General features: G+C 69.8%; 7 protein-coding genes. 3 read left to right on the top strand and 4 right to left on the bottom strand.

Annotated elements, in window-relative coordinates:
• Positions 1 to 43 precede the first annotated feature (43 nt).
• Complete coding sequence (gene arc / locus AB0B01_RS30360) at positions 44 to 1810, bottom strand: proteasome ATPase (RefSeq protein ID WP_361726055.1); 1767 nt, start codon at positions 1808 to 1810, stop codon at positions 44 to 46.
• 265 nt (positions 1811 to 2075) lie between these two features.
• On the opposite strand from arc, the gene AB0B01_RS30365 reads away from it, so the two are divergent.
• Positions 2076 to 2396, top strand: a complete 321-nt coding sequence (locus AB0B01_RS30365) for a ferredoxin (protein ID WP_361726058.1) — start codon at positions 2076 to 2078, stop codon at positions 2394 to 2396.
• Between the two features lie 4 nt (positions 2397 to 2400).
• On the opposite strand, the gene AB0B01_RS30370 is transcribed toward AB0B01_RS30365, so the two are convergent.
• The 3 genes from AB0B01_RS30370 to AB0B01_RS30380 form a co-directional block, all read right to left on the bottom strand.
• Complete coding sequence (locus AB0B01_RS30370; protein ID WP_361726061.1) at positions 2401 to 3030, bottom strand: hypothetical protein; 630 nt, start codon at positions 3028 to 3030, stop codon at positions 2401 to 2403.
• A 229-nt stretch (positions 3031 to 3259) separates the two neighbouring features.
• Positions 3260 to 4159 carry a tRNA (adenine-N1)-methyltransferase gene (locus tag AB0B01_RS30375; protein WP_361726064.1) on the bottom strand — a complete coding sequence of 300 codons (900 nt, stop codon included), beginning with the start codon at positions 4157 to 4159 and terminating at the stop codon, positions 3260 to 3262.
• Positions 4160 to 4177: 18 nt separating this feature from the next.
• Positions 4178 to 5311, bottom strand: coding sequence for a site-2 protease family protein (locus tag AB0B01_RS30380; protein WP_361726073.1), 1134 nt, complete (start codon positions 5309 to 5311; stop codon positions 4178 to 4180).
• Positions 5312 to 5565: 254 nt separating this feature from the next.
• On the opposite strand from AB0B01_RS30380, the gene AB0B01_RS30385 reads away from it, so the two are divergent.
• Together AB0B01_RS30385 and AB0B01_RS30390 are read left to right on the top strand one after the other, a co-directional pair.
• On the top strand, positions 5566 to 6486 hold the full coding sequence (locus AB0B01_RS30385) for a PD-(D/E)XK nuclease family protein (RefSeq protein ID WP_361726067.1): 921 nt from the start codon (positions 5566 to 5568) through the stop codon (positions 6484 to 6486).
• Positions 6487 to 6551: 65 nt separating this feature from the next.
• A complete protein-coding gene (locus tag AB0B01_RS30390; RefSeq protein WP_361726070.1) occupies positions 6552 to 7226 on the top strand; it encodes a response regulator transcription factor in 675 nt (224 codons plus the stop codon).
• Positions 7227 to 7254 lie beyond the last annotated feature (28 nt).

The following is a 7254-nucleotide window of genomic DNA, read 5'->3' on the forward strand; positions in this document are numbered from 1 at the left end:
GCTGCGGGTGCCCGGTGAGGGCACCCGCAGCCGCCCTTTTCGATCAGAGGTACTGACCGGTGTTTGCCACCGTGTCGATGGAGCGTCCGGTGTCCGCGCCCTGCTTTCCGGTGACGAGGGTGCGGATGAATACGATCCGCTCGCCCTTCTTTCCGGAGATCCGGGCCCAGTCGTCCGGGTTGGTCGTGTTGGGCAGGTCCTCGTTCTCCTTGAACTCGTCCACGCACGCCTGGAGGAGGTGGGAGACCCGCAGACCCTTCTGGTTGTGTTCGAGGAAGGCCTTGATGGCCATCTTCTTGGCCCGGTCGACGATGTTCTGGATCATCGCGCCCGAGTTGAAGTCCTTGAAGTAGAGGACTTCCTTGTCGCCGTTGGCGTACGTGACCTCAAGGAAGCGGTTTTCCTCGGTTTCGGCGTACATCTGCTCGACGACGGTCTGGATCATGCTGTGCACCGCGACCTCGGGCGAGCCGGCGTGCTCGGAGAGATCGTCGCTGTGGAGCGGCAGCGAGGCCTTGAGGTACTTGGCGAAGATGTCCTTCGCCGCCTCGGCGTCCGGCCGCTCGATCTTGATCTTCACGTCGAGGCGTCCGGGCCGCAGGATGGCCGGGTCGATCATGTCCTCGCGGTTGGAGGCGCCGATGACGATGACGTTCTCCAGGCCCTCCACGCCGTCGATCTCGGCGAGCAGCTGCGGGACGATGGTGTTCTCCACGTCCGAGCTGACGCCGGAGCCGCGGGTGCGGAAGAGGGACTCCATCTCGTCGAAGAAGACGATGACGGGGGTGCCCTCGCTGGCCTTCTCACGAGCACGCTGGAAGACGAGGCGGATGTGCCGCTCGGTCTCGCCGACGTACTTGTTGAGGAGTTCGGGGCCCTTGATGTTCAGGAAGTAGGACTTTCCGGCGGGCTGGCCGGTCACCTCGGCGACCTTCTTGGCAAGGGAGTTGGCCACCGCCTTGGCGATGAGCGTCTTGCCGCAGCCGGGCGGGCCGTAGAGCAGGATGCCCTTGGGCGGCCGCAGTTCGTGTTCCTTGAACAGGTCCGGGTAGAGGTAGGGGAGCTCGACCGCGTCGCGGATCAGCTCGATCTGGTCGCCCAGGCCGCCGATCTTGTCGTAGTCGATGTCCGGGACCTCTTCGAGGACGAGTTCCTCGACCTCGCTCTTGGGGACGACCTCGTAGACGTAGCCGGAGCGGGGTTCGAGCAGCAGGGCGTCGCCGGGGCGGATGGTGATGTCCAGCAGCGGCTCGGCGAGCCTCACCACCCTCTCCTCGTCGGTGTGCCCGATGACCAGGGCGCGCTCGCCGTCCTCAAGGATCTCCTTGAGGGTGACGATGTCCCCGGCCCGCTCGAATTCCATGGCCTCGACCACGTTGAGGGCCTCGTTGAGCATGACCTCCTGGCCGCGCCGGAGGTCTTCCGGGTCGACGCTGGGGCTGACGTTCACGCGGAGCTTGCGGCCCCCCGTGAAGATGTCGACGGTGCCGTCCTCGTTCGCCTGCAGGAAGACACCGAAGCCGGCCGGCGGCTGCGCGAGCCGGTCGACTTCCTCCTTGAGGGCGACGATCTGGTCGCGGGCCTCACGGAGCGTATTTGCCAGTCGCTCGTTTTGCGCGGAGACGCCGGCCAGGTTTGTCTGGAGCTCGACGATCCGCTCTTCGAGAATCCTCGTGTGTCGCGGAGAGTCGGCGAGCTTACGTCGCAGGACGGCGATTTCCTGCTCTAGGTAGGCAACCTGGCCGGCGGGGTCCTCAGACCCTCGCCCCGGCCGGATGCCGCGGTTGATGTCGTCGTCGTGGGCTGCCACGGTCCTCACCTCCTCCAAGGGGAGCTGGACGCTTCCTGACCCTACCTGGGCTGGTGGTGATTGAAACCCCTAGATCACAAAGACGGTAGAGGTGTGTCCGATCTTCACCCTTGCGTACTCCCTCACGCCAAGGAAATACCCACCCATCAACATCTGAAAGCGGCCGGTTGTAAGGTCGAAGTGTTCAACACCCGTCACGGCTCGCGCGACTTGCCGCCGACGGATGACGAGAACTGATCACTGAGCGCAGGGAACGGCAGGAGATATGACCGTGCAGCAGGAGGCTCCCACGGGTGGCACCGGGCAGGCCGCAGAGCCGCTTGAGGTCTGGATCGATCAGGACCTGTGCACCGGTGACGGCATCTGCGTGCAGTACGCGCCCGAGGTGTTCGAGCTGGACATCGACGGTCTCGCCTATGTGAAGAGCCCCGACGACGAGCTGCTGGTGGAGGCGGGGGCGACCACTCCGGTTCCGCTGACGCTGCTGCAGGACGTGGTGGACTCGGCGAAGGAATGCCCCGGCGACTGCATCCACGTAAGGCGTGTTTCGGACAGGGTGGAGGTCTACGGTCCGGACGCGGAGTGACGGTTCAAACACTCCTGGCCGCGGAATCCGTCAGCTCCTGGCGGAATTTTCCGCCGCTCCAGCGCCACTTGGCGAGCTGTTTGAGGTCGGGGTTGTAGCGGGGCACCTGGGGCGAGGAGTACCCGAGGAGGCTCGCGGTGACGACGCCGTCGCGCACGGTGAGGTCGGTTGCGGTCTGCCTGCGGCCGGCCTCCAGCAGGGTGGCGACGATCCTCGGCCGGGCGCCCGGCGTCTTGTCCTGGGCGAGTACGTAGAGGGCGTGGGGCGGGGTCCCGGATCCGGCGTCGCAGCGGACGGCGGTCACGGTCTCGGGGCGGCCGTCGCCGTCGAGGTCGCCTTGGGCGGTGGCCGTCACGGCCACCGGGGCGCCCTTGCAGTCGAGCGGGTAGGTGACCCCGGCGGCGTCGGGAGCGGCGGCCTGCGGGCCGCTCACGGCGTCGGCCGCGGGAGCTCCGGAGGGGTCGGCGGCCGGCGCCGCAGCGGGGCCGATGGCCGCCGCTTGCGGCTGGAGTAGTCCCGCGCCGGCGATGACGGCGGCCACGGCGCACGCCGTGGCGAGCCAGTGGACGGGCCGGGCGCTGCTGTGCGCCGTGTTTTCCCAGGTGGCTGCCGGCTCGGCGGGGCTGTTCGGCACGCGGGGGGTCTCCTGTGCGAGCGGTGACGGGGAGCCAGCATCGTGCCACATGTCACACCGGGGCGGAACGCCCGGGTCCGCGCGGGTCGGGCCGGTACCCGGGACAACGAAAAGGCGCTGCGGCGCAGTTCCCGCCGGAGCGGGGGAACTGCGCCGCAGCGCCGTGGCGTTGGGGTGGCCGGCGGGCCGGGTCGGCCGCGATGGCCGGAGCCTCCGGGCTGTGCTCCGGCTAGCGCTGGGAGGTGCCCCCGCCCGGCCCTTCGTAGTCCTCGCCGTACGCTCCCTTGGCGGGGCGGCGGCGGCGCATCGGCGGCTCGACGCCGTCGGCGAGTCGGCGGGCGGTGACGAGGAAGCCGGTGTGGCCGATCATCCGGTGGTCGGGACGGACGGCAAGGCCCTCGACGTGCCAGTTGCGGATCATCGATTCCCAGGGCTGCGGTTCGGCGAAGCAGCCGATTTCGCGGATGGACTCGACGGTCTTGGACAGCTGGGTGGTGGTGGCCACGTAGCAGCAGAGGATGCCGCCGGGAACCAGCGCCTTGGAGACGGCCTCCAGGCACTCCCAGGGTGCGAGCATGTCGAGGATGACGCGGTCGACGTCCGTGTCGGACAGGTTGTCCTGGAGGTCGCCGACGGTCAGCTGCCACGCGGGGTGGGGGCCGCCGAAGTAGCGCTCGACGTTGGCGGTGGCGATTTCGGCGAAGTCCGAGCGGCGCTCGTAGCTGTGGAGCATGCCCTGGTCGCCGATGGCGCGCAGCAGGAAGCTGCTCAGCGAGCCGGAGCCCACGCCTGCTTCCACGACGCGGGCGCCGGGGAAGATGTCGGCGAAGGCCAGGATCTGGCCTGCGTCCTTGGGGTAGACCACGGCGGCGCCGCGGGGCATGGACAGGACATAGTCGGGGAGCAGGGGACGCAGCGCGAGGTAGGCGACGTTGCCCGTGGTACGGACAACACTGCCCTCGGGGGCGCCGATCAGCTCGTCGTGCGGGAAGGAACCCTTGTGGGTGTGGAAATTCTTCCCGGCTTCGAGCGTGAACGTGTAGTGGCGGCCCTTGGGGTCGGTGAGCTGAACCTGGTCCCCGACCTCGAAGGGCCCGCGTCGGCGGGCGGCACCGGTCGGTTCGGACATGTGACCAGTGTATTGGCTTCAGGACTGGGGCCGCGCCATGGCCTTCACGAAGGCCTTCTCGACGTCCAGGGTGGACAGGACTCCGTAGATCTCGCCGCCTGGTTCGACGACGAGGTACTCCGTGGCGGGGGTGGCGCGCAGGCGGTCGAGGAGTTCTTCGCCGGCGAGCTCTGCGGAAACCTTCATGCCGTCGGTGAGGTCCTGCGCGAGGGTGCTGACCGCGACCCAGGGGCGGCGGTGTTCGGGCACGGAGGCGATGGCGCTCTCGCGGACGATCGCGGTGGGTTCGCCGTGGCCGTCGACGACGACGAGGGCGCGGGCTCCGTGGGCGTTGGCGCGGCGCAGGGCTTCGGAGAGCGGGGTGGTGTGCTCGACGGGGACGGCGCGGCGGGTGAGGGTGCGGGCGCGCAGTTCGGGAAGGTGCTCGCGCAGGCGGGCCATGCGCAGGCTGTTCCCGGCGCCGGTCCAGATGATGGCGGCGAGGATCGCGGCGAGGAGGGCGTCCATGACGGTGTTCATCCCGCCGACGTCGTCGGGGCGGCCGCCGGTGAGCCCGGTGTGGGTGAGGACCGGCAGGCCGAGGAGGACGGCGACGGCGAGGGCGCGGCCGACCCAGGCGGCGGCGATGGTTCCGGTCATGGGCCTGCCGGTGATGCCCCAGATGACGGCGCGGAGCATGCGTCCGCCGTCGAGGGGCAGCCCGGGGAGCAGGTTGAAGGCGGCGACGAGCAGGTTGGAGATCATCAGGCCGGCGAGCAGGACGCCGGGGACGGTGGCGGGGTCGACGGCGAACATGGCGAGGTAGAAGCCGCCCGCGAGGACGAGGGAGAGCAGGGGGCCGACGAAGGCGAGGACGAATTCGCGGCCGGGGGTCTCGGATTCCTTCTCGATCTCGGAGACTCCGCCGAAGAACTGGAGCTGGATGCGGCGCACGGGGAGCTTGAAGCGGAGTGCGGCGACGGTGTGCGCCAGTTCGTGGACGAGCACGGAGGCGTAGAAGGCGACGGCGAAGAAGAGCGAGACCAGGTAGCGGGCGGGTCCGAGGTCGGGCAGGACACGGTCGAGCTGGTCGCCGAAGACCCAGGTGATGAGGGCGGCGACGAGGAACCAGCTGGGCGAGACGTACACGGGGACGCCGAAGGGGCGGCCCATGAGGAGTCCGCCGCCCGGACCGGAGCGCTGGTCGGGGCGCTCGCCGGATTCGTCGGTGTCTGCCACGGCTGTCCTTCGTTCGGTGCTGTCCGGCGGTTTGGTTTCGTCGGTGCTTTCAGTGTGGTGCAGGTGCACGGTCGGTGCGGTGCGGGGGGCGCGGTAGCGCGGTGTGATGCCCCGATCATGCAGTGCGAGGGGGCTCGGCGTCGATGGTATGCGCGTGCTGTCGGTGGCGGGTCGTAGGGTTTTGTCTCATGACGACGATGCCCGACGCCGGTGCGGATGATTCAGCGCCCGCCGCTCCGCCTGCTTCGCTCTCCCCTTCGCGGGCGAGCGATTTCATGCAGTGCCCGCTGCTGTACCGGTTCCGGGTGATCGACAAGCTGCCGGAGAAGCCGAGTGCGGCGGCGACGCGGGGCACGCTGGTGCACGCGGTGCTGGAGCGGTTGTTCGACCACCCTGCGGCGGAGCGGACGGCGCCGCGGGCGAAGGCGCTGATCCCGGGACAGTGGGACCGGCTGCTGGAGTCGCGGCCGGAGCTGACGGAGCTGTTTCCGGCGGGGGACGAGGGCGAGGGTCTGGCGCGCTGGCTGGCGGAGGCCGAGGCGCTGGTGGAGCGCTGGTTCACGCTGGAGGACCCGACGCGGCTGGAGCCGGTGGAGCGGGAGTTCTTCGTGGAGGCGGAGCTGGAGTCGGGGCTGCGGCTGCGCGGGATCATCGACCGGGTGGATGTGGCGCCGACGGGCGAGGTGCGCATCGTCGACTACAAGACGGGCAAGGCGCCGCGGCCGGAGTACGCCGAGGGTGCGCTGTTCCAGATGAAGTTCTACGCGCTGGTGGTGTGGCGGCTGAAGCAGGTGGTGCCGCGGCGGCTGCAGCTGGTGTATCTGGGCAGCGGTGACGTGCTGACGTACGACCCGGTGATCGCGGATCTGGAGCGGGTGGAGCGCAAGCTGCTCGCGCTGTGGGAGGCGATCAAGGAGGCGACGGCGACGGGTGAGTGGCGACCGCGGCCGACGAAGCTGTGCGGGTGGTGCGATCACCGGGCGGTGTGCCCGGAGTTCGGCGGCACTCCCCCGGCCTATCCGCTGGTGATCTCCCCCGGACACCGCCGGGAGGTGCCCCCGCCGAGGCCCGCCGCCGAGGGCGCGGACGTGGCACCGGCGGAGTCCTGATCACCGGGCCAGGGCAGAATGGGCGGCGTCCGACGATGCCGCCGTACGAATACGAGGTACACCCCGTGGCGATCCGCGTCCTCCTGGTCGACGACCAGCCGCTGCTGCGCACCGGTTTCCGGATGATCCTGGAGGCCGAACAGGACCTGGCGGTGGTCGGTGAGGCCGGGGACGGTCTGCAGGCCCTGGACCAGGTGCGGGCGTTGCAGCCCGATGTGGTGCTGATGGACATCCGGATGCCGCGGATGGACGGGGTGGAGGCGACCCGGCAGATCACCGGGCCGGGGCGGGACGGGCCGGCGAAGGTGCTGGTGCTGACCACGTTCGACCTGGACGAGTACGTGGTGGAGGCGCTGCGGGCGGGCGCGAGCGGGTTCCTGCTGAAGGATGCGCCGGCCAATGAGCTGGTGCAGGCGATCCGGGTGGTGGCGGGCGGCGAGGCGATGCTCGCGCCGAGCATCACGCGGCGGCTGCTGGACAAGTACGCGGGGCACCTGCCGTCGGGTGAGGAGAGCGTCCCGGACACGCTGGGCACGCTGACCGAGCGGGAGGTCGAGGTGCTGAAGCTGGTGGCGCGGGGCCTGTCGAACGCGGAGATCGCGGCGGATCTGTTCGTGAGCGAGACCACGGTGAAGACGCACGTGGGGCACGTGCTGACGAAGCTGGGCCTGCGCGACCGGGTCCAGGCGGCGGTGTACGCGTACGAGAGCGGGCTGGTCCGCCCGGGCGCGGGCCAGTAGGCCCGGGAGCAGGCGAACGGGCCGGCAG

Origin of the sequence: Streptomyces sp. NPDC044571, assembly GCF_040647115.1 — a bacterium.
GTDB lineage: Bacteria > Actinomycetota > Actinomycetes > Streptomycetales > Streptomycetaceae > Streptomyces.